This window comes from Microcoleus sp. PH2017_08_TRC_O_A, assembly GCF_020738665.1.
Classification (GTDB): Bacteria; Cyanobacteriota; Cyanobacteriia; order Cyanobacteriales; family Microcoleaceae; genus Microcoleus.
The window spans coordinates 1-22,503 of sequence record NZ_JAEQCE010000031.1 but is presented as its reverse complement, the minus strand read 5'-3'; the positions used below and the strand labels follow the sequence as shown (position 1 = coordinate 22,503).

Sequence of the window (22,503 nt, the reverse complement as noted above, 5' to 3'; positions counted from 1 at the left end):
TGACCTTGATTTTGGGGCAAAACATTGCTACTTTTGGCATGGTTCAAAAATGGCAGTTTTAAGGTAGCACTGCACGGCAAATTCTGCCATCATTAAAGGTACATCAAAGCTGATAGCGATTGCTGTCAGCTTTGGGTCGAGAATACCGGCGATCGCCAGTAATTCGTCGCGTCGATCAATTGAAAACATCTACTTGATTCTCATTTGTTTCTGAGTGGTATTTGTATTCTTGGATCAGAGTCAAAATTGAACTAGATACAGGGGGTGTCGGAATATAACCACCTGCGACGAATGCCATCTTAATAAAAAATATCAGCTTGCATAATTAAATTAGTGAATAGTGAGTAGTGGATAGTGGATAGTGAATTAGATTGTTTCTAAGAACTCAAACAAATAGTTTTCATCTTTTAAGTTAAGAAAATTTTCTTTACCATTGAGAACATCTTCATAAGTCATTTTATCCAATTCATCTTTGCTCAGGTTGAGATCGATATCAGGCTTTCCTTTCATAACTATGCCTAAGCCAAAATCGCAATCCAACACAAAGACTCGCAAATCTTTGCGATTACTTCTTAGATAACAAATCGTTTTCCAGACATCACCACACCAGTTGCCATCCCATCCAGGTAAATTCATGTCGATCGCAGCTTGCAGAGACTGAGCTGGACAGGCTGCGAGGACATGGGGTGGTTTGCAATCATGCATGACTATTACGCCATTTTCATTGAGGTTGTCCAAGGTATTCAGGACATCTTGCAATGATTGTTCGTAGGTATGCAATCCATCGATAAATGCTACATCAAACCGTTCGATCGGATTGGCACTTGCAAAAAAAGCATCGCTAGTGGCGTCTATATATTCCGCTGTTGCATTACATAGATTTTTACTAGCCCATTCCAATTTACGTTCTTCAGAAAATGCAAAACTAGGATCTACTCCCACCTTTTGAGCGATCTCGATCGGGAAAAAACTATCGCCATTATTTACGCCGATTTCTAAATACCTCAGGGCTTTTTTCTTGTCGATTATTTTTTGAATTACATCGGTTCTGAGCATTTCGGTTTCCTGAGATAATAGACAACAATTTGAAACCTAACTATTTAGGCTGACTGTTTACTATAACATATCTCACGCATTGCCCCACGTATTTTTGTTACTGCTGTTGGGGGAAGGGGGAAGGGGAAGGGGGAAGGGGTAAAGAGTACAGGACTTACGCAAAGAATCTATCTGTAGGGTGCGTTACCTCTGGTAACCGATCGCCAACGCTACTAATAGTGTGGGTGCGTACTTTGTCTTTGCCAATATCACGATCGCTATTTTCTGGCGAGCATCAAGCGGTAAACTGGCTGCGACTGATTGGCTCGGACTCATTCTTGTAGATTATACCCAGGTTTTTCCTAAGTTCCCTCTGAAACCATCATAAGTTCCGCGCAGACAAGCCCAAATTTTCAATCTTCTTGATAGGTTTTCTAATAGCAAGATTTTAATAACTAAATTAATCATAATTTTAATTCTATGAATACTAAACATAATCAATAGTTTGTTCTCCATAGCGAGACTAAGTTCGACAAAGGTGTTATTCCTGCATCGGTAGTAGTAACGCAACGGAGAACAATTCAATCGCATTATTTTTATTTTAGGATAAAATAAATTAACTTCTTGAGTCTCTCCAAATCGTTGTTTTAGAACAATATTTCTATTGACAAATATAGAATAATTTTGTTTCTTTAATTTTAGACAATATTCCCAATCAACTGCTTCAATAAATAAATTTTCATTAGGAAAGGGAGTATTGTAAGCGGCTTGAATGGAAATAAGAGAACCTGCTGTAATAACGGCATCACATTTATAAATTTCAGGGATTTGATCGTTTATAAGAAATTGTTTTAGTTGATACTTATCTAAGATCATTCCATTCCATTGTTGTCCTGTGACCCTATCAACAGGAAGTGGAGCAATAATTCCAATTTTTTGATGAGCTTCTTTGAGATTATCATAGGTTTCAATTAATCTTTTTAAAGCATCTGGTGAAGGTTCAGTATCTTGATCGAAAGTCCAAATAAAATCAAATTCATTTTTAATAGACCATTCAATACCCACTCGTAAACCGCCAGAAATGCCGATGTTTTGGGGATAAGATTTGACGATAATAGATTCGTCTAATTCTTCAGGAGACAACAAAACATGAGGCGAGTTATCGACTATTAAGATTTTCTCGATCGAATAAGTTTGACACTTAAGAGAAGCGATACACCGCTCAAGGGCAGTTTTATCTGAATAGGCAGTGATATAAGCAACAATACGATACGACATTACCTAATTAATACTTCCAACTTATTTTTACTACAAATGAATACAATTACCCCGACTGCTTAGTCCTGCTTGAAAAATTAACATTTTTTACGCTGGAATAGTCTGACATTACCATGCTAATTAGCAATTGTCAACAACTGTCTCAAATTGTTGTTGGAGCTGAAAAATATCTCCATGACAAGGAGTATCAGGCAGGACTTCTTTCTGACCTGCTCTCAATCCCGTCCCGACATCAGCAATGGTGAAATCTGGCTGAAACCCCTGCGCCATCGCATCTAGCAAATGCCAACCCCAAGACTGATTGGCTCGGACTCATGCTTTGGGGGGCGAATTAGGACTAAGGCGACAGCCTTCACCTTACACCGATCGCTCGCAAACTGTTACCCTCAATTGAACCGTACCCTACTTTTTTCCCAAAAGCTTTTCAGTGTTGGCTGAACTTTGAAAACTTAATAAAAGTTTAAATATGTAAAAAAAATATGTTTTTTTTGCAAGTCTTGCAATAGTTATCTACAATAGATAGGACTTGCGCGTGTTGTCAAGTTTGTCCTTGTGTCTCACAAGTCTTTTTCGCATTCTCAGCACAACTCTCAACTAAAATTGTTGTGCAAGTATTCATAGGAAAACTTTACCCGCTAATTTTTGAGATTAGCCACTAACCAAAAGAATCGCATATGCCAAGAACTCAACGCAACGATAACTTTATTGACAAAAGTTTCACGGTAATGGCTGATATCATCCTGAAGATTATGCCCGCGAAAAAGAAGGCGAAGGAAGCTTTTGCTTATTATCGGGATGGTATGTCGGCTCAAGCTGATGGCGAATATGCTGAAGCGCTGGACAATTATACTGAAGCGCTGAAGCTGGAAGAAGATCCTTACGATCGCAGTTATGTATTGTACAATATGGGTCTGATCCATACTAGCAACGGCGAACACGATAAAGCTTTGGAGTATTACAGCGAAGCGCTTGAACTGAATCCCAGAATGCCGCAAGCGCTGAACAATATTGCTGTGATTTACCACTATCAAGGGGAAAGGGAAAAGGAAGCTGGCAATGTTGAAGGGGCGGAAGGGCTGTTTGATAAAGCTGCGGATTACTGGAAGGAGGCTATTCGTTTGGCGCCGAACAATTACATTGAGGTGCAGAATTGGCTGAAGACGACAGGGCGATCGCAAATTGATGTGTATTTTTAACTATGATGGGAATGGGGAATAGGGAATGGGGAATAGGGAATGGGGCATCGGGCATAGTTAATAGTTAGTAGTTAATAGTTAGTAGTTTCTCTAATAACAAATAACAAATAACAAATAACACATAACTTGTTTGGCCTCTTTGCCCCATGCCCCATGCCCCATGCCCCATGCCCTATGCCCTATGCCCTATGCCCAATTCCCAATTCCCAATTCCCAATTTTTATGATTGACAAAGAAGAAGTTCGGAAAGTAGCGAATTTAGCCCGATTGGAATTAACGCCGGAAGAAGAAGAGCAGTTTACTGGTCAACTGAACGGTATTTTGGATTATTTTGAGCAGTTGAGCGAACTGGATACGAGTAAGGTAAAACCGACAACTCGGGCGATCGATGTTAGCAATGTTATGCGATCGGACGATTTGCAACCGTTTGCTAACGGCGAGAGTATTTTGGCGGGTGCTCCCGATCGCGATGGGGAGTTTTTTAAAGTGCCTAAGATTATGTAGAATTTCCGCTGTGTACCTGACTCGATCGCCCTAACCCCCCTTAATCAGCAGGGTGGTTTTATTGTCGTCAGACAAATTAGGTACGTAGTTGCGCTTCAGCGCTCTTTATAATATTAGGAAAGAGGGCTGAAGCCCAACAACGTACCTAAGGGTGCTTGTGGCGTACCTTACGATCGCACTAAATTCTCACTCCAAAAGATGCGGCCAATTCCCGTTCTGGCTGCATACCAACTGTCGGCGGCATCGATCGACTTGCAACCTGCTCGATTAGTTGTAATTGCTGCGGTAACATATTAGCTAAACTGTAGCGTTCTAGGGCGGTTTGACGGGCCTTGACGCGAATTTCTGCCATGCGGGTAGGATGGTCTAAAACTTCGTCAATGCGATCGGCTACTTGTTTCGGCGAGAAGTAATCGACGATTAAACCGTTTTCTCCATCGCGGATAACTTCTCTCACAGGCCCGGTATCGGAACCGATTACTAAACATCCTGCCGATAGAGATTCAATCATCGACCAAGATAGCACGAAAGGTCTGGTTAAATAAACGTGTACGTCGGATGCTTGAATTACTTTTAAATACAGTCCGTAAGGTAGCGGCCCGACAAAGTGTACTCGCGACATATCTAGCGGCACTTTTTTGAGCATATGGTCTTTGTAAGACTCGCCATTTGGTAAAGAACGGCCGTAACAAACTCTGTCTGAACCAACAATTACAACGTGACAGTTGGGGCGGCGTTCTTGCACGTAGGCGATCGACTCAATGAACTCTGGAAAACCACGGTAAGGTTCCATTCCCCGCGATACGTAGGTGACAATTTCATCAACGCCGGACAAATCTAAGTTCGGTAAAATTAGTTTAGCACCGGGATCTGGTTTAAAATAATCGGTGTCTACGCCGTCGTGGAGTACGGATAATTTTTGTTGTAATTCTGGCGGAAATTGCGATCGCTGCCAATAAGTCGGCGACAAACCCCAATCGCAAGAATATAAATCGATCAGAATCGGCGCATTTTTGATTCTAATTCTCGCCATATCGTCAACACTTAAAGGTTCCGCCGGATCGAAATCTGCGTCGGAACCAATGGCGTGATAAAACCACTCGAAATAACACAAAAGTGGCGTATTTGGAAAAGCTTCTTTGACAAATAGTGTCGGCCCCCAACCTGAATGTCCGCAGATTACATCGGGTACAAAACCGTCAGCTTTGAGTTGTTCGGCCATTCTAAATACGGCTTGTCCGTAGATGACGGCACTTTCTAAAGGGCGCACGTATTGGTGAGTCTGGGCGTGGGGTTCGCGGCTGGGGGTAAATGCTGCTTTGCGAACTCCGGGAATGTCCCATTCTGGACGCTCGTTTTTAGTGCCGAAAACAATTTGATTTTTGGGATTGGCGCCTAAAGCCGTGATAATGTGGCGGTATTGGGCGGGGAAGTTGGGGTGGAGAAATAATGCTTTCATTTTAGAAGGAAGAAGGAAAAAGGAAGGAAGATGAACAGGATTTACATGATGTTCGATCGATTAGTTATAATTCCAGCAGGTGTGAGACTGCTTTAAAAACATCGCTGTCAACTGTCAACTGTCAACTGTCAACTGTTTAATGGTGCTTTGCAAATCCAGACGCAATCTCGCGGTACTGAAGATGTATTTTTCAGGAGGATTTCATAGTTTAAATGGTTGAGAAATTTTTCCATAATTGTATCTGTCATTATTGAGAATGCAGTGCCATCTCTGCGTCCCAGCAAGTTTTTGTCCCACTCGCCGGCGAATTTTTGCCACCCTAATTCGCTGAGAATATTGCCGTGGTGGAAGACGCAAATGCGATCGCCCCGCAGCAGTTTGGGAATGCGAGTTAGGTAGTTGAATATGTCTACGGCTTCTACGTGTACCATTGTATCGTAGCAAAAGCAGACATCGGCTGCACCCTGGGCGATGCCGTCTAATGTTAAACCGTCGAGTTTGACGTAGGAAACGCGATCGACTCCCAAGCGCGATCGCGCGGCTTGCAGCATTTGACTGGAAATATCGGCGCAAATTAGGCGATCGCAATATTTCAGCAACAGCGAACCAGTTTTTCCGCCACCGATACCAATTTCTAAAACCGTATGTTCTTTTTTGATGTACGGTGCAACAAATTCCTGTTCTATCAGTGCTTCGTATTCGGCTAAGGAGTTGGCCGCACCAGCAGCTTTACCTATCCATTCGTCCCCAATATGGGAAAGTTCGGGATTAGTTTCTTCCCACTGTTGGGCGTAACTGTCCCAGGCTGTTTCATAATCTACTCTTGGGCGATCGGTCATTTTTTCATCGTTCATTTTTGATTATTTTATAGTATAGATGTCTGGATTTTGAATATGTTCCGCAAGTCTTCGTTTCTCCTTGCCCTGTGCTACCAATTATATCAAATCCGGTCTTCATTGGAATGATTCATCTCTCCATTCTCTTCCTCTGTGTCCTCTGTGTTCTCTGCGGTTTAATAATTCCGGTACAGCCAGATTTGATATTACCAATTACCTGTTCTACCAATGCCCTGTTTGCCCAATGACCTGTTTGGCCAATGACCTGTTTGGCCAATGACCTGTTTGGCCCATCATTAATGACTGCTGAAATATGCTTCGCAGAAAATGTCTGCATAAGCTTGAGTCATCTCCTCAAAAGTATTGAGTGAATCCAAGACATATTTAGCATTTCCAGCTAACTGCTGGCGCAAAGATTTATCCTCCAACAAACTAATCAAAGCTGCAAGTAATTGATCCGGACGATCGGGCGTATAAAACAAACCGTTAATTCCCGGCCTCACTTGTTCCTTAATTCCAAAGACTGGCGATGTAATAATTGGTAAATCGCAGGCCATCGCTTCCAAAATCACTCTCGGAAAACTTTCGACACGAGAAGTGCAAACAAAAATATCCGCCGCTTTGTAATATTTTCCTGGTTCCCCGGTTTCCGGGACTACTGTCACCCTTTGTCGCAACTCTTCCGGCAATGCGTTCACCATATCGGCTAATTTATTGCTGTAAATACTCGGCCGATCGCCCACAATGAAACACCTAATCTTATTGTGCCATTTTTCAGGCAAAAGTGAAAGTGCTTGAACTAAATCTTGCTGGCCTTTACGTTCGCAGACGGTTCCCAGCAGCAACAATACCACATCTTCCGCTGCCACACCTAAAGTGTTTCTAGCGTCTTCAGAATTCTCGGAATTTTCCAGTTTGCTCAAATCTAAGCCGTTGTGAATCACTGTAAAATTGTGGTGGCTGTTGAGAGGCAAATACCTGTCACGCGTTGCATCCGCCACAAAAATCACCTTGTAAGGAAAGCGGAAACACTCCAAAGCTCTCGCCGCAATCTCCGAGCCAAACCTGTTAAAATAAGTTTGCCAAGGTTCGCTTTCGTGCACGTTCCACACCGCCGGAACTCCGATTTCTCGCGCCGCATCAACTACAAAGAAGTTTTCTAAAGTATTGGCATAAATTGCATCTACTTTTAAACTTTCAATTTCCTTACTAAAACTCCGGATAGCTTCATCGTAAGCATCGCGCTGGTAGATGTGTTCGAGGGGATTGTCGCGTACAATGACTTCAATTCCCTGTTGTTCGTAAGCTTGGCGCAGGGGGCCGTCTGTCGTGCAAAGTACGATCGGCAAAATCACACCCTCAGCCGCCAATTTCACCGCAATTTCGTACTGATGCAGCGGTGCCCCCGTAAAATCCAGCGAATTGCTGCACATCAAAACCTTAAGAGGATGAATAGAATTGTTTGTATTGGCTACCAACAAACCAGAATCCGAAACTTCCAATGTATAACCCTCTTCCTTTTTCCCTCTTTCTTCTTCCTTCTTCCCTCTTCCTTCTTCCTTCTTCTTTCCCTCTCCTTTCATAAAAACCCGTCGGGGTTGAATATGAAAATACTCATCTTCTAAAGACAAATGAGGACTGTAAAAGCTGTCATTTTTCCCCGCATACTTGCGCCGAAAAGCCGCAACTTCTTGAGGATTGTCAGTAAAACCTCTCGAAGTTCCCTCCTTGTGCAACAACTCCGCATCGGGACAATACACGCACCGATAACCCCGTTCTAACAATCGATATCCGTAATCGACATCATTGTAAGCAACAGCAAAATCATCCTCATCAAAGCCGCCCAATTCTAAGAACAATTGACGGGGAGTAATCGTGCAAGCAGCAGTTACTGCCGAGTAATTTCGCGTTACCATCGCTTGAGAAAGATAGCCTCGATTCTCCTTATCCATCAGCTTAAAAGCGTGACCGGCCAAACCGTGATGGAGGCCGTGAATTACTCCCGCGTGCTGAATTCTACCGTCGGGATATAACAGTCGCGCGCCGACTGCACCAACGCCGCGAATTTGAGCGTATCCCACCATTTGACTCAGCCAGCGCGGGTTGATTGCTTCAGTATCGTTGTTCAAAAACAATACATATTCGCTGTCAACTTTCTCGACGGCGCGGTTGTTGATTGCTGCAAAACTAAACTTGCCACCAGGATTTTTGATTCGCAAAACTTGGCAAGTTAATTGCTTTAAATATTCTAGAGTTTTCGGATCGTCGCTTTCATTATCTATGACAGCAATTTGAAAGTTTTTGTAGGTTGTAGTTTCCAGAGAATCTAGACAGGCTTTCAGCAATTTCACCTGATTTTTAGTAGGAATAATTACCGTTACTGACGGGCCGTCATCCGGGAAATCTTGGGCAAAGATGCCCAAATTTTCTTTGGTAGCCCAGGCGTGCTGAGCGACATTGCCATTAATTTGTCGGCGGTTTAGTGCATCTTGGATTGCTTTTTGACCTGCGCCAAAACTGGCGGGTTTTGCGGCCCCAGATATGGCTGTAGAACCGGGTGCAGTTCGCCAATGATACAGCACTAGAGGCAGGTGCGCGACGTGGCGACAAATTTCGGTTGCTCTTAAGGCAAAATCGTAATCTTGCGAGCCTTCAAAACCGAGGCGCAAGCCACCTATTTCTTCAAAAATCTGTTTTCTGACGGCGCACAAATGACCGAGATACATATAGGAAAGCAGCAGTTCTGGCGACCATTGCGGTTTGAATTGTGGGGCGAAACGGCGACCTTTGGTGTCGATTTTGTCGTCGTCTGAGTAGAGAAAATCGGTGGTTGGATGGGTGGCAAAATATAGCGCTACTTCGCCTAGGGCGTCGGGAGTTAGTTCGTCGTCGTTGTCTAAAAATAGGATGATGTCGCCTGTGGCGAGGGCGGCTGCGCTGTTAGTTGCGGCGCTGATGTTGCCGTTTTCTGTGCGAAATTGTATGCAGATACGATCGTCCTTTTCGGCCCAATTTTTCAAGGTGTCAGCAACTGTGGCGTCGGTACTGCGATCGTCAGCGATGCAGAGTTCCCAGTTTTGATAGACTTGATTGATTACACTGTCGATCGCACTTTCGAGAAAATCTATCTGCGGATTGTACACTGGCATGACCACCGAAATCTTGGGCAGCGCTTCCCCACAGGATTTTAACCGAGAGATCAAGTAATCGCGCGATCGACTATTCCACTGATTCACCTCCAACCAAGCGTCATACCTATCAATCGGTTTCGGCACCACAAAACCCGCAGGCGGTAGCAAATCCCCCGGCGCAGTCAACTGTTTTTGCTGTTGGTAAATCTTCCCCAACTGGCGCATCACCTTGACAATTTCCCAAGGCATCGGCACAATTCTGCCCAGACGCTGTTTTCTCTCCCTAGCCCGCTGCCGGATTGCCTCTACAAAACTCGAAAACTCCTCAAATTTATCAGCACTTCGCTGCCAAATATGGTAGCGCCGCACAGTCAATATTTGTGGCGCTTGAAAATACAAAATTTCCTCGGTATCTAACTCAGCTTGCAGCGAAACTTGCCATTCCCCTGGCGGCAAATCGACAAGTGCCTCAAAGCCGCTTTCCGAACTGTTAACCCAGTCGGGAAACACTTCGCCGACATCTTTTCTCCGCAAACCGTAGGCGCATTCTACAGAAATATCTCCGCACACAAAGCTTAATTTAGCAATTTTGCGATCGTGGTGACAGCACCAACCTGCGAACAAAATTTGACCCTGACGCTGTTCCCACACCACGGGTACATCTAACGATGCTTGAATTGTTGAAACCAACAGCGGATAAGTTGCCAAGAGATGCCAATTTCCGCCTGCTTCTTGGGCTTCTAGTACCACTTCGTGCCGTCCGGCAGGCGCTTGCAATTCAATAGTAAAACCCGCTTTCCTCGCAGCCGGAATATTAGAATGTGCTATCGCTATATCGCTTCTTTCTATGCCGTAAACGCCCGAAAATATTTTGTCATCAATTCGGGCGCGCACTGCTTTAATCTCAATTTTTGTGTTAAATACCCAGCCCACGATTAGTAAATTAGAATCGCTAATTTGCCAAGTAGTGGGTTGGTCTAACGAAAAAATATATTTCGGGAAGAGGTCACGGATTCGGCGCCTAAAACCCCACAAATTTTCTCGGATTTGCCACCAGTCAGAAGACTTGATTGCCTCAATTTCTGCCCGCACTCTTTCTGTTTCCTGGCGCGATTTTTCTAAGTCTTCCCGACTTTCATTTAATTTTTCCTGAGTTTGACTCTGTATTGTTTCCAACCACAGTAACTCAGCTAACTTTTGCTCCAATTTGAATTCTTTTTCTTCGTATTTTACCTGACTCTTCCCTAATTCTGCTTCTAATTCCAAGACTTTTGCTAAAGCTGTTTGAAATTGCGATTCTTTGCCGGCAAGCTGTACCTGAGTTTGTCCTAATTCTGCTTCTAATTCCAAGACTTTTGCTAAAGCTGTTTGAAATTGTGATTCTTTGCCTGCAAGTTGTACCTGAGTTTGTCCTAATTCTGTTTCTAACTTCAGGACTTTTGCTAAAGCTTCTTGAAATTGCGATTCTTGACCGGCAAGCTGTGCCTGAGTTTGTCCTAATTCTGTTTCTAATCCGAGCAGTTTTGCTAAAGCTTCTTGAAAATTTGATTCTTTGCCTGCAAGTTGTACTTGAGTTTCTCCTAATTCTGCCTCCAATCCCAACACTTTCGCCTGGGCTTGGTGAAATTCTTCTTGCCACTGTTTGATTTCGGAATTGCTGGTTTTTTGCTGTTTTTCCAGCAAGCGGATTTTTAGCCAATCTTCAAAAGGCCCGATAGAAGATGCTGGAAAATGAATAATTTTATCGCTGGCAGAATTCGATTCGCTGCCCAGATTGCCAGCTTGGGTTTCCAAAACTTGATATAGTTCTAAGGCTTCGGGAAAATATTGTTCTATTAAACTCGGCCTATGACTTTTGACAATATCATTTACTAATAAAGATTCTTCAAAATTGTCGGCAGGTATCGCACCTAAGTTAACGTTAAATTTGTCGTTGACTCGATCGATAAAAAATTCCGGAGTGTTGCCGATCGGGTAAACGTTGGCCAACAGACAGCGATCGGGAAAACGTTCGGACAATTCTAAGACTTTTTGGTTGTAGTGAATCCACATTTTTACTGCCATTTCGGGGTTTTGCAGCAAGCTGACATCGGTTCCCCGGCGGTACAGCGAATCGACGACTTCCCAGGGCGATCGATAAACGCAGATGAAATTGGCTGTGGGAAGCAAATTTAGCCAAAAATCCCAAAACAGGGCGGTTCGCGGGTCTTTCCAGCCCCAATGGTTGTCAGTTTGTTGGTTTTGCGCGATCGCCCGTTTGGCAATTTCCACATCTGACGCTGCTACCGAAATCGTTTGTTCAAACGTACAGCCGAGTTCATCTATGCCGTGCGATCGTAAAACACTCTTGTGAAACTCAACAAAATCAACATTCTCGAAATGACCTTTCACATTTCCCACCGCCGGGCCCACCAACTGTTTGCCAATATCAACTCCGACTTTCTGAAACAAAGAAGCCGTTAAAGATGTACCGGAACGGTGCATTCCAGTAACAATAAAAACCGACGGTTTGCTGTCATTCATATTCACAATTTCTCTCCCTCGCCCTAATTCCCACACCATTTTTACTCGCTACACGATTTAGCCCAAAATGCAACTTATAGGTAATATCCCAACACTTAGTCCCTCATCTCTCCCAATCTCCAATCTCCAATCCACAATCTAAAATCCAAAATCCAAAATCCAAAATCTAAAATGGTCTTGTCTTATTCTCCCGCTAAACCGAGCGCTCGCCTGACTTGAAACCACGTGCTTCTCAGCTTCCAGAACTTGCTACTTTCCATCGCCACAACTCGACATTGCGATTTCTCTAGTTCTTGCTTGACATTCATCAACTGATTTTCAGTCTTCTCCAACTGCATTTGCAGAGACACTAACTGACTTTGAGTTTGTTCCAACTGCGAGTGAACTGAAATTAATTGATTTTGAGTTTCTTCCAACTTAGTATGAGATTCTTCTAACTGAGTTTCAGTAATCATTAACTTACTTTGACTTTGCTCCCATTCTATCTTAGCCCCAGCTAGCTGAGTTTCAACCAATTGAAGTTTGAGTTGAGTAGACCCCAACAAAGACCGCGATTGCTTTTGCCTTACCAGCGATTGCACAGTGCAAGTTTCCAAAATCCATGTCAAACCGTAGTTATTGATTGCTTTAACGGTTAACACATCCTGCGGCGCCACAGAGTTTTTCGGTAAATAACAGTTCCAACCCGACTGCAAAGCCACATCAGTTTCAAAGTGTCCGGCCACATCCGGGCGATCGTAAAAAGGCTCGCACCTCTGCACAAACTCACCGTTTACCAGCACTTGCAAATCCTCAATTTTACCGCCGCCATTCAGATCTGCCGCCCATCCTTCCAGATACAAATTCTCCTTATTTGTAAAAGCAGCAACATCAACATATCCTTCCGGGTGCTGATTGAATTTCAACTCCGAAAAATCTCTAGATAGTTGATTTGTGACAACATACAAATCCTGAAACCTGCATATACCTTTTTCGATGCGGTGAACAAAAGCCTTACCTGCGCTAACTTTATCGACAACTTCTCTGACAAACTTTTCAGTTACATAAGTTGTGCCGTATTCCTCCTTATCTAAAGACTGACTTTCGCTGAGGGCGCTGAACAGAATACCATTAGCAGGCATTTCTACATTAGGAGCTCGCAAACACTCATCGTGAACGCTGAACATCAAAATACCGTTAGGAGTCAACAAATCGTACAAATTTTGCAACCAACTTGTAAAAGTTCTTTCCGGCATATGGCTGAAAAAAGAATTAGCCAGAATGCAGTCAAATTTGCGATCGATTAAATAATTTTCTGGTTTTCCAGTCGAAACAATACCGCTAACGCCGAAGTATTCAGTTTGAAACTTAACCGCATTAGCATAAATATCAGAAACCCAAACTTGTTCCGGCGGTATTTCCTGAATCAAAAACCGTGTAAATCTACCGTAACCGCAGGCAAAATCTAGAAAAGACGGTACATTCTCAAAACTGCCAAAATGCCAATCCACAACCTGTTTAACAGTATCCAAGATGCGGCGCCCCAGCGAATAATAGCGCACCAAAGCCCGATCGCGATCGTCCTTGACATTGCTCAACGCAAACAAATACATTTCATCGTTTTCGCAGATATTTAGTTTAAAATCTTCGGGAAACTTAGTTTGCTCTCGAATAAATGCTTCGATTACCGGATTTTGGACTAAATCTAAATTGCTCTCGCTCATTGTTTTCACAGAATTTTAGATGACTTCGGTTGACGCCTTTTTCACCAGAGAATCAGAATTAACAACAGTTAAACACGGTTCGATCAGCAAGTCAACGATGCCGTTACCGCAGGACTCAGTACAAGACTGAACTCTAAACATCGCCACATCAACGCAGCGATCCAGATAAGTTAAATCCTCATCTACCGTTCCCACAACCCCCGCATTCAAAAAATAAACCCCAGGATTTAGCAAACATTTAAACTGAAACTTCACGACAATTGTCGTTCCCGCTTCCACATATCTAACGGACTGACTGGAAGCCTTTAAAGAAGCACCAGCTAACTCAAAACCGCTAATCGTTTTAATCAACATTCCAAACCTCACCTTGGAAGTTGACCGCGAGAAAGTGACAGAGTAAGTGTAAACATAATCTTGACGACCAATCAAGTGATTTACCACAGTTCCCGACCGAGTCTCGATGTGGGGGTTGATAATTTCCGCTCCGCGAGACGGATACCTCACCGTATTCGACGGTATCATCCCCGGATCGTAAAATTCATCATAATGTTCCTGGGATTTCGAGTGATATTGCTCGGGTTTCACCTCCGTCTTTGTGCTTTCTAAATTAGCATCCTGAAGATTGTTGTCACTTTCTTGCTTTGTGAGTTGATTTAGCGATCGAATATCTGACTTCAGCCCCAATACTTTATCTGGATCTGCATAGATCAACTTTTGATACTTAGAAATTACCACCTTCGGCGTGTGAGCGAGCAGCAATTCTCCGCTATCCATTAAAATTGCTGACGTACAAAGTTGCACCACCGAAGTAGCAGCGTGAGAGACAAATAAAATCGTGCCGCCACCTTCTTGAATGCTTTGCAAGCGGGCAAAACACTTGCGCTGAAAAGCTTCGTCGCCTACCGAAAGTGCTTCGTCAACCACCAAAATATCCGGTTCGACGCTAGTCGCAACAGCAAAAGCCAGCCTGACAAACATACCGCTGGAATAAGTTTTGACTGGCTGTTCGATGAAATCTCCAATATCAGCAAAAGCAGCTATTTCGTCAAACTTTGCTTCAGTTTCTTTTTGACTGAATCCCAGTATTTGAGCGTTGAAGAATACATTTTGCCGCCCGGTAAATTCCGGGTTAAATCCGCTTCCAAGTTCCAACAAAGCGGAAATTCGTCCTTTCACATCCACGCTGCCGGTGGTGGGCGTCAGCGTCCCCACAATTATTTGCAAAAGAGTGCTTTTTCCCGAACCGTTGCGGCCGACAATTCCTAGAGTTTGTCCTTGAGGAATTTCCAGATTGATGTCGTGGAGAGCCCAAAATTCGTCAGCGAGTTTTTTGCTGGGGTAAATAATTTCTTTTAAGCGGTCTCCTGGACGATCGTATCGCTTAAAGCATTTAGAAACATTTTTTAGTGAAATTACATTTTCTGTCATCCGATTTTAGATTTTAGATTTTAGATTTTAGATTGATATTATGTCCGATCTCACTAAAAATAGGTTTGTAGTGAGGACTTTAGTCCTCAGATTTTTATGAGGAATGCGAGTCCTCACTACAAACCTTTATTGGAATTTTAGATTTTAGATTGACTTGCGATCTCAAATAAGTTTACCAGGAGAAATTGGTTTAAAGCCGGAACCCTTGTAGGGAGAAATCAAAAAAAGACGATTCATTACTCGAATCCTCGGACTTCCAGGTAGAGGTCGCCCTCAACTGTCAACTGTCAACTGTCAACTGTCAACTGTCAAAGCACGTCAGCAAAAGCGGGGCGCAAACGGCGGTAAACTGCAAAACCTGCACAAAATATAGCAGCAGAAATCAGGGTGGCGACACCCCATTCACCCCAATGCTTGACTTCTCCAAGCAGTATCAGATCTCGGTAAATCTCGGAGATGGCGGCCATTGGATTGAGCCAAAATATCCACGCTCGCCATTCTTCGGGGATGATTGATGCTGGATAGACGATCGGCGTCAAATAAAACCAAAAATTTAGAATAACACCTAATGTCTGAGGAATGTCTCGCAAAAACACTGTCAAGCCCGCTGTCAAATATCCCAAGCCCGCTGTTAGCAGCAACTGAGGCGCCCAAACCAGTGGTAGCAAGAATAAAGTAGCGTTGAGCTTTTGCGTGGACACTGCTACGATCAAAATCAAAGCTGCTAAACCGAGAGAACTTTCAATAAAAGCGGTCAAAATCGGCACTAGCGGCAGCAAACCGAGGGGAAATACCACTTTTTTGACTAAATTTGGCTGCCCAACCACGGATACTCCCGATTTAATCAAACCGCTGGTGAAGGCACTCCAAGGCAATAAACCTGCAAACAGCCAGACTCCAAAGGTAATGTCACTGTTTTCGGGGAACCCTGCAAGTTGGAGCTTGACCTTGAGGACGATCGAGAATACATAAGTGTAAATCACCAATTGCGATAGCTGATTCAGCAGCGGCCACAAATTGCCCAGAATCGAACCTTTGTATTGAGCTTCCAAGTCCCGGCGCACCAATGTTGTCAGTAGATGCAGCTTCGTCCACCGTTGGCTGCTTGCGGGCATCCTGCCGCGAGCCGATCGGGCTTTTTGGGCAACTCCTTTCACCGTTCTCAGCAATTTTTTCGCCCTCGTTCACTAACCTTCACACCTAAATCAACTCCAGCTACGATTGTGCAGCTTTTGCTAAACCGCAATTATTCCACAGCCCCGCCGCTTTGATCAAGCATCTGCTGGCAAAGATCGGACTCGGCGGTTGAAACCGCGTCTAGACAAACGAAGTCTGCCTCCGCAGACTGAAGAAAATAAGAGACAAAATTGCAAAAGTCCTTTTAATCAATTTTTTGATCGGGACTGTAGCCCATCCTAGCTATTTTTGCTAGAGGTCTACTTTAGCCGATCGCCTGACTCACTGCTGAACGTATCGCCAGTTTTTGCTCGTCGTCGTAGCCCCACCGTTCAAAAAATTCCTCGTACTCGCCGCTAGCATTCTGCAAACTTTCCAGCATTTCGGACGCTACAGCTTTACAGGCGGGCATTTGCAGGATTTGAATCAAATTGTGCGATCGCCCCTGCACTCTAGCAGAACCCGCGGCTCTTTCCTCGCTTTGATGGCGCGAATGATAGACAACCATCGCCGACGACATCGCTAAATTTTTCACCAGCAGTTCTGCTACGATCTCAGGAGCCGATCGCAGCGCCTCGATCGCTCCGGGTGAAGGCCTGTCTGCCACCTGTCCCTCGTCCGTCAGATAAGTAACAAAAAAACCCCGAGCACCGTTCTTAGTTTTCACCAGAGAGGCCACTGCTTGCTCGATCTGGGCCTCTGAAAGTCTATCGGCTTCAATTTGGGCTAGTAAAGATTGAGTCAGCTCGATCGCCCCCTCAAAAGTTATGCTTTCCGAGGCTAATAAAGAAGATGGAATACTCATAGCGAACTCAATACTGGTAATGATTCCGCTCACAATTGTAAACAATTCCCATTGCCCGATCGCAAATAACTATGGCAATTATCTCCTCCAAACAACAACCACCCGACCCAAATCTACCCGAAGACATAGCCCCGGCACCCCGGAAAAAAGCCGCCAAACCCGAGACGGAATCGCTACTAGAATCGCAAGAACTACCCGACGAAATCAACAGCAAACAAGAAGACAAAATCCGGCCCCAGCGGTTAGCTGAATATATCGGGCAAAAAGACTTGAGAGAAGTTTTGGCGATCGCAATTGCAGCAGCCAAATCCCGCGGCGAACCGATGGATCACCTGTTACTCTACGGCCCGCCGGGATTGGGCAAAACCACAATGTCGCTAATTCTAGCCGCAGAAATGGAAGTAGAATGCAAAATCACCACAGCCCCAGCCCTCGAAAAACCGCGAGATATTGTCGGATTGCTAATCAACCTGAAAGCAGGCGACGTGCTGTTTATCGACGAAATTCACCGATTATCGAAAGTTACAGAAGAAATCCTGTATCCGGCGATGGAAGACTGCCGCTTAGATATTACGATCGGTCAAGGAAAAAGCGCCAAAATCCGCAGCATTCCGCTGAAACCCTTTACCTTAGTAGGCGCCACCACCAAAGTTGGGTCGCTGACATCTCCATTGCGCGATCGCTTCGGCTTGATCCAAAGACTGCGATATTACGAAATAGACGAACTTAGTCTAATTGTCCAAAGAACCGCCCAAGTTCTTGACACTCAAATCACCCCAGAAGGAGCCGAAGAAATTGCCCGCCGCGCTCGCGGAACACCCCGGATTGCCAACCGTTTGCTGCGCCGAGTCAGAGACTACAGCGAAGTCAAAAATTTAAAGCCAATCAATGCCGAAGTTGCCTCCGTCGCCCTCGAATTGTTCAACGTCGATCCGCTAGGTTTGGATTGGACAGATCGGTCTCTTTTGACAGCAATGATCGAAAACTTTAACGGCGGCCCCGTGGGTTTAGAAACCCTCGCAGCTTCTACAGGAGAAGACACTCAAACAATTGAGGATGTGTACGAACCTTATTTAATGCAAATCGGATTTTTGCAGCGAACAAGTCGGGGTAGAATTGCCACAGCCGCTGCTTGGAAACACCTAGGTTTTGTCTCACCTAAATTATTGTAGGGTGCGTTAGATGGAGCGTGCTTAAATAATTGCGATGGAACAGTCGTAGGGTGCGTCGCCCTCGAAAATTCCCAAAGAAATATCGATAATCTTACAGCGACGCACCTGACAAACAGCGCTACAGTGCATCAGGAAAGGCAATTCTCAATCATCACTGAAAATTCTATCACAAAGCCCTGCACGAAACTCGTCATGTTGTTGATTGATACATTATATCGTTTCCGGTTGCATCGGTATTCTTTAAACCGTAAACAATTAGCAGTCAACAGTTAACATTCAACATCACCTGACAGTACAACCGAAATTGATATAACTTGCTATCTAACAAATTTTAAGAGGGCTTAAGCCCAACAACATACCTTTCTTGGTACGTAGTTGCGCTTTAGCGCTCTTGGGGCTTAAGCCCAACAACATACCTTTCTGCGCTTTAGCGCTCTTGGGGCTTAAGCCCAACAACATACCTTTCTTGGTACGTAGTTGCGCTTTAGCGCTCTTGGGGCTTAAGCCCAACAACATACCTCATCTTTTTGGTAAAGGCTATATGTCTATCACAATCAATTACACACTATCCGAAGCCAGACGCAACTCCCGCAACATCTTTTCTCGCTCGCGCGCAATTCTTATAGCAGTTTCCCAAGTAAAAGTAAAAGATTGAAAAGAATCAGAATCAATCCGATCTTCGTCCAAATCTACAATCACCTGGTTAAAAATCTCAAATAACTCTTCTTGCAAGAAATGAATTTCATGCGAAGTTTTCGCTTGACGAATTTTTTGAATCAAACTTAAAATCGCCAAATTAAACTGATCGGCTTGATTTTTTTGTTTTTCTACAAAGCGCGAGCGCAACTGCCAAACCCAAGAGGCGAAAAGCGTTCCGATAGATAAATATAAAGCCATAAGATCGGAATTAGCAGCCCAAAAATCCGGCTTTTCGCGATCGTAATAAGCCTGAGCGCCCTCATGTAGGGGCAAAGCCAAACCCCCATTTGCTCCAGGCTGACTAATCATTGCCGCCAGCGAATTAGCAGCTACCAAATTGCGGCGGTACTCGAACACAATCCGCGTAATTTCCCGCACGATCTCCGGATCGACATCCTTCCGGGCCAACAGAGTAGCCTGCACTCCCACGGTCGCCAAATCTGCATCGGGAACAGCCGGATCGGCTTTGTAAGTACCCTTAGGAATCATATCGGCTTCCAAATAAGGCAACTTTATTTTCATGGCAGATCCTTGGTCGATCTGTACTAGCTTTCCCTGCGTATTTTGCAGCAAGTTTCTAACCAGATCGCTGCCGGGAGGCAGTACCCTAAAAATAGCATCAACCTCCCCATTACTAAATAATTTACTAGCCTCTGTCCAAGAATTTGGAGTAAACATAAAATCGGTTTCTTTTAAACCATAATGTTCGCTCATCAACCAAAAAGAACTGTAAGAACCACTGCCTCTTGCCATCAGTGCAATATGTTTGCCTTTTAAATCCGAAATACTTTTAATTCCCGACTGTTCGGAAACAATTAAATGAAAAACTTCCTTAAACAACGAAGCTATTACCCGAGCAGAAGGTACCGCAGCCGTATCGTTTTGTACGATCGCTAACTGAGCCTCATTCGACTCAAGCTTCCGCATATTTTCCTCAGCACCTTGAGTTTCAATAACTTGAATGCGGATGCGCGGATTGTGTTTCACGACGACATCAGCAAGTGCCTGTCCGAAAGGGTAATAATTCCCAGTTTTTGTTCCCGTGGCCAGTGTTAATTGATAGACTCGCTCCTTGTCTTGGTGAAGCTTCCAGCCAAAAGCTCCAATCAGGACAAAGCTTAAGAGAGCAACGGGCAGCAGTAATTTACTTTGCATTGATGTTGAGACTCGATCGATAATGGCAAAATTACAAGTATTGTAGTTGAAAATCAAAAGAAGACTCGGGAAATTCGACGCGCCCGATAGGGGAGGAGTCAATGCCCTGCGCGGGCCCCATTCCCAATGCCCCATTCCCCATTCCCTATGCCCCATTCCCCATTCCCAATTCCCCATTCCCAATTCCCCATGTTACTATCCCTCAGAATAGAAAACTTTGCCCTAATTGACCGCCTGGATCTAGACTTTGGCCCGAGTTTGAACGTATTTACAGGGGAAACCGGGGCTGGAAAATCGATTATCTTAGATGCGATCGATGTAGTTTTGGGCGGGAAAGTCGATCGCCGATCGATTCGCACCGGAGCAACGCGGGCAATATTGGAAGCTACCTTTGAATTAGACTCATCCGCCGCCAAGTGGCTCTTCGAGCAAGAAATCGAACCCATAGATGGCAATTTAGCCGTTTGCAGCCGGGAAATTAACGTATCTAGCGGTGCTTTGCGGAGTCGATCGCGTTTGAACGGAATTCTCGTCAACCGCCAGTTAATGGAGCAACTGCGCGATCGGCTTGTGGAAATTACGGCCCAAGGCCAAACCGTCCACCTCGGCCAAGAAACTCTCCAGCGAGAATGGCTGGATTTGTACGGTGGTAAAAAACTCACTCAAGCGCGATCGACAACCAGCACCGCGTGGCTGGGGGCTGCCAGCGCCAAAACAGCCCTCAACCGCAGGCGTCAGTCGGAACAACAGCGGCTGCAAAGACTGGATTTATTAGAATACCAAGTCCGAGAACTTAGCGAAGCCCACATCGAAGACGGCGGGGAACTCGAACAGCTAGAACAAGAATCAATCCGCCTCGGCCACGTCGTCGAATTGCAGCAGCAGAGTTACCGAGTTCACCAGGCCCTTTACCAAAACGACGGCGATAGCGCCTCAGCCGCCGACTTGTTGAGCAAAGCCGAGGAAATTTTAAACGACATGGTAGTCTACGATGTCCAGTTGCAACCAATTTTAGAAATGGTCAGCGACGCCCTAGCTCAAGCCACAGAAGCCAGCAGCCAAATTAGCAGCTACGGCGAACAATTAGAAGCAGATCCCGAAAGACTCGAAGAAGTAGAAGATCGGATTCGCGAACTCAAACAAATTTGCCGCAAATACGGGCAGCTCTCAGAAGCGATCGCCTACTACCACAGCATCCAAAACGAACTAAACGAACTTTTAGAAGGAGGCGAGTCAATGGAAGCCTTAGAACTCGCATATCAGACTGCTCTAGAGCAATTAAAAGACGCTTGCAGCCACCTCACCATCCTGCGGCGCGAAGCAGCCCTGAAACTCGAAACCCACCTCGTGGGAGAACTTAAGCCCTTAGCTATGGAAAAAGTCCAATTTCAAGTCGAGATCTCGCCCTGTAGCCCAACCGCCACCGGTGCTGACCAAATTGCCTTTTGTTTCAGCCCCAACCCGGGGGAACCGCTGCAACCTTTAGGGGCGATCGCCTCCGGGGGAGAAATGAGCCGCTTTCTACTCGCCATCAAAGCCTGTTTTTCCCAAATTGAAAGCGCCGGAACCCTAATTTTTGACGAAATCGATGCCGGAGTCTCCGGGAGAGTCGCCGGTGCGATCGCCAAAAAGCTCTATCAACTCTCCGACAAACACCAAGTTTTGTGCGTCACCCACCAGCCGCTAATCGCCGCGATGGCTGATTGTCATTTTCGCGTCAACAAACAGACGATCGCAGCAGAATCAAGTATCGGCGAAGCAGCCAACTCCGAACCGGGCGAACGAACTGTAGTCAGAGTTGCAGTCCTCAACAGCCAGCAGCGCCGGGAAGAGCTCGCCCAACTCGCCAGCGGTCGATCGGCCCATGAGGCGATCGCCTTTGCCGAATCACTACTCGTCGAAGCCGCCGGATTGCGCCAAAGTCAGTCGGCCAAACCCTCAAAGTAGCAGCATTGCTCCCGAATCACCAATCAAAAATAGTCTTGTCAGTAAATCCACCTTTACTTGACGTAAAATATGAATCGCGATCGAGCTTGCTGTGTATGTCTTCTGACTTCATCGCGATAGATAACGAAAGTCTTCTTGCTCTTCTTTTACTCACCGTTCCGAGTCTCCCAAACGGTTTGAAGGAAATATGGAGATTTAAAAAACCAGTTTCAATGCCCAAAACTGCAAAAAAACTGCAACTGACAACCGACGATCGAACGGCGTCAAACTCAGTTCTTCAAAGCCTAATCTGATCCTCCAGGCGATCGGGGGGTCAAAAGGCGGACTTTTTTTCCGAGTCGGAGGTTACACTGAAAATGACCGAAAAACGAGGCGCAAGCCCCGTCCTTTTAAGGCTGGGGTCTAGCCGATTAGCGACTTCAGTCGCCTTGGAGCGAGTGCGCGGCTTCAGCCACA

15 protein-coding genes are annotated in these 22,503 nt (G+C 45.0%); 4 read left to right on the top strand and 11 right to left on the bottom strand.

Annotation, left to right across the window (positions count from 1 at the left end; translation table 11 throughout):
- Positions 1–27: 27 nt before the first annotated feature.
- From JGK22_RS12735 to JGK22_RS12725, 3 genes are all read right to left on the bottom strand, one after another.
- Positions 28–189 (bottom strand): hypothetical protein, encoded by a 162-nt coding sequence (locus JGK22_RS12735; protein WP_293183326.1) that lies wholly within the window; start codon positions 187–189, stop codon positions 28–30.
- A gap of 177 nt (positions 190–366) precedes the next feature.
- Positions 367–1,056: a class I SAM-dependent methyltransferase gene (locus JGK22_RS12730; RefSeq protein WP_293152513.1), complete on the bottom strand. Its 690-nt coding sequence runs from the start codon at positions 1,054–1,056 to the stop codon at positions 367–369.
- Positions 1,057–1,380: 324 nt separating this feature from the next.
- Complete coding sequence (locus JGK22_RS12725; protein ID WP_293183324.1) at positions 1,381–2,313, bottom strand: glycosyltransferase; 933 nt, start codon at positions 2,311–2,313, stop codon at positions 1,381–1,383.
- 674 nt (positions 2,314–2,987) lie between these two features.
- Between JGK22_RS12725 and JGK22_RS12720 the strand changes: the two genes are divergently transcribed.
- Positions 2,988–3,509, top strand: coding sequence for a photosystem I assembly protein Ycf3 (locus tag JGK22_RS12720; RefSeq protein ID WP_293183322.1), 522 nt, complete (start codon positions 2,988–2,990; stop codon positions 3,507–3,509).
- 222 nt (positions 3,510–3,731) lie between these two features.
- The gene (gene gatC / locus JGK22_RS12715; RefSeq protein ID WP_293128462.1) at positions 3,732–4,013 is read left to right on the top strand and encodes an Asp-tRNA(Asn)/Glu-tRNA(Gln) amidotransferase subunit GatC; all 282 of its coding nucleotides are present in this window, start codon (positions 3,732–3,734) and stop codon (positions 4,011–4,013) included.
- A 178-nt stretch (positions 4,014–4,191) separates the two neighbouring features.
- Here gatC and JGK22_RS12710 read toward each other — a convergent pair whose 3' ends face one another.
- From JGK22_RS12710 to JGK22_RS12680, 7 genes are all read right to left on the bottom strand, one after another.
- Entirely contained in the window at positions 4,192–5,472 is a 1,281-nt protein-coding gene (locus tag JGK22_RS12710; protein ID WP_293183320.1) for a glycosyltransferase family 4 protein, read from the bottom strand.
- 128 nt (positions 5,473–5,600) lie between these two features.
- A complete protein-coding gene (locus tag JGK22_RS12705; RefSeq protein ID WP_293183318.1) occupies positions 5,601–6,326 on the bottom strand; it encodes a class I SAM-dependent methyltransferase in 726 nt (241 codons plus the stop codon).
- A 278-nt stretch (positions 6,327–6,604) separates the two neighbouring features.
- Complete coding sequence (locus JGK22_RS12700) at positions 6,605–11,968, bottom strand: glycosyltransferase (RefSeq protein ID WP_293313002.1); 5,364 nt, start codon at positions 11,966–11,968, stop codon at positions 6,605–6,607.
- 176 nt (positions 11,969–12,144) lie between these two features.
- Positions 12,145–13,665 (bottom strand): class I SAM-dependent methyltransferase, encoded by a 1,521-nt coding sequence (locus JGK22_RS12695; protein WP_293183316.1) that lies wholly within the window; start codon positions 13,663–13,665, stop codon positions 12,145–12,147.
- A gap of 15 nt (positions 13,666–13,680) precedes the next feature.
- Complete coding sequence (locus JGK22_RS12690) at positions 13,681–15,093, bottom strand: ABC transporter ATP-binding protein (protein ID WP_293183314.1); 1,413 nt, start codon at positions 15,091–15,093, stop codon at positions 13,681–13,683.
- 308 nt (positions 15,094–15,401) lie between these two features.
- The gene (locus tag JGK22_RS12685) at positions 15,402–16,208 is read right to left on the bottom strand and encodes an ABC transporter permease (protein ID WP_293183358.1); all 807 of its coding nucleotides are present in this window, start codon (positions 16,206–16,208) and stop codon (positions 15,402–15,404) included.
- A gap of 326 nt (positions 16,209–16,534) precedes the next feature.
- Positions 16,535–17,074 carry a hypothetical protein gene (locus JGK22_RS12680; protein WP_293312987.1) on the bottom strand — a complete coding sequence of 180 codons (540 nt, stop codon included), beginning with the start codon at positions 17,072–17,074 and terminating at the stop codon, positions 16,535–16,537.
- A gap of 71 nt (positions 17,075–17,145) precedes the next feature.
- On the opposite strand from JGK22_RS12680, the gene ruvB reads away from it, so the two are divergent.
- Positions 17,146–18,246: a Holliday junction branch migration DNA helicase RuvB gene (gene ruvB, locus JGK22_RS12675; protein WP_293196652.1), complete on the top strand. Its 1,101-nt coding sequence runs from the start codon at positions 17,146–17,148 to the stop codon at positions 18,244–18,246.
- Between the two features lie 558 nt (positions 18,247–18,804).
- Here ruvB and JGK22_RS12670 read toward each other — a convergent pair.
- Positions 18,805–20,277, bottom strand: coding sequence for a TAXI family TRAP transporter solute-binding subunit (locus tag JGK22_RS12670; RefSeq protein ID WP_293219254.1), 1,473 nt, complete (start codon positions 20,275–20,277; stop codon positions 18,805–18,807).
- Positions 20,278–20,289: 12 nt separating this feature from the next.
- Here JGK22_RS12670 and recN point away from each other — a divergent pair, with 12 nt between their 5' ends.
- Entirely contained in the window at positions 20,290–22,047 is a 1,758-nt protein-coding gene (recN, locus tag JGK22_RS12665; protein WP_293312985.1) for a DNA repair protein RecN, read from the top strand.
- The last annotated feature ends 456 nt before the right edge of the window (positions 22,048–22,503 follow it).

Coding starts and splice junctions, on each gene's coding strand:
- JGK22_RS12735 (WP_293183326.1), bottom strand. CDS start 189: ATGTTTTCAATTGATCGACGCGACGAATTACTGGCGATCGCCGGTATT.
- JGK22_RS12730 (WP_293152513.1), bottom strand. CDS start 1,056: ATGCTCAGAACCGATGTAATTCAAAAAATAATCGACAAGAAAAAAGCC.
- JGK22_RS12725 (WP_293183324.1), bottom strand. CDS start 2,313: ATGTCGTATCGTATTGTTGCTTATATCACTGCCTATTCAGATAAAACT.
- JGK22_RS12720 (WP_293183322.1), top strand. CDS start 2,988: ATGCCAAGAACTCAACGCAACGATAACTTTATTGACAAAAGTTTCACG.
- gatC (WP_293128462.1), top strand. CDS start 3,732: ATGATTGACAAAGAAGAAGTTCGGAAAGTAGCGAATTTAGCCCGATTG.
- JGK22_RS12710 (WP_293183320.1), bottom strand. CDS start 5,472: ATGAAAGCATTATTTCTCCACCCCAACTTCCCCGCCCAATACCGCCAC.
- JGK22_RS12705 (WP_293183318.1), bottom strand. CDS start 6,326: ATGAACGATGAAAAAATGACCGATCGCCCAAGAGTAGATTATGAAACA.
- JGK22_RS12695 (WP_293183316.1), bottom strand. CDS start 13,665: ATGAGCGAGAGCAATTTAGATTTAGTCCAAAATCCGGTAATCGAAGCA.
- JGK22_RS12690 (WP_293183314.1), bottom strand. CDS start 15,093: ATGACAGAAAATGTAATTTCACTAAAAAATGTTTCTAAATGCTTTAAG.
- JGK22_RS12685 (WP_293183358.1), bottom strand. CDS start 16,208: ATGCCCGCAAGCAGCCAACGGTGGACGAAGCTGCATCTACTGACAACA.
- JGK22_RS12680 (WP_293312987.1), bottom strand. CDS start 17,074: ATGAGTATTCCATCTTCTTTATTAGCCTCGGAAAGCATAACTTTTGAG.
- ruvB (WP_293196652.1), top strand. CDS start 17,146: ATGGCAATTATCTCCTCCAAACAACAACCACCCGACCCAAATCTACCC.
- JGK22_RS12670 (WP_293219254.1), bottom strand. CDS start 20,277: ATGGGGAATTGGGAATGGGGAATGGGGCATAGGGAATGGGGAATGGGG.
- recN (WP_293312985.1), top strand. CDS start 20,290: ATGTTACTATCCCTCAGAATAGAAAACTTTGCCCTAATTGACCGCCTG.